Below are 617 nucleotides of genomic sequence, written 5' to 3'. Positions count from 1 at the left end.
AGCGGCGAGAGCGTTAGCCAAACGGTGAACTTCACGGTAGCGCCTGTGGCGGACATCGTGGCAGATAAAGCGACGGTAGTGGAAGACACGCCGACCATCATTAAGGTTTTAGGTAACGACACGTTCGAAGGCGACGATAAAGTGGTGTCGCTCGATACCAATAACGGTCCAGCTAACGGCACGGTCTCGGTCAACCCGGATGGCAGCGTCACTTACACGCCAAACGACAACTTCCACGGGGCAGACAGCTTTACCTACATCGTCACGTCCGGTGGGGTATCGGAGTCCACCACGGTGAACGTCGATGTCACACCAGTCAATGACGCGCCAGTGGCGACCAATGACACGGCGATGACTGACGAAGACACCGCTGTCACGATTGATGTTCTGCCAAACGACACCGACATCGACGGCGATAAGTTGTCTATCCAATCGGCGTCTGTACCTGAAGCACAAGGCACAGTTGAGATTGTTGATGGCAAACTGGTGTTCACACCAGCTGAGAACTTCAATGGCGATGCTGAAATCACTTACACCGTGACCGATGGTTCGCTGACTGACCAAGCCACGGTCAACGTCACCGTGAATGCGGTGAACGACACGCCTGTGGTTGAGAG

General features: G+C 54.8%; 1 protein-coding gene. It reads left to right on the top strand.

Going from position 1 to position 617, the window contains the following annotated elements:
- The coding region (locus tag R7Z49_RS26050) for a tandem-95 repeat protein (RefSeq protein WP_318112568.1) at nt 1-617 on the top strand (617 nt) is incomplete at both ends.

Origin of the sequence: Vibrio sp. 1562 (genome assembly GCF_033340155.1) — a bacterium.
Classification (GTDB): domain Bacteria; phylum Pseudomonadota; class Gammaproteobacteria; order Enterobacterales; family Vibrionaceae; genus Vibrio; species Vibrio alginolyticus.
Note: the sequence above shows the minus strand (reverse complement) of the source record. Positions and strands in the feature narration are given on the sequence as shown.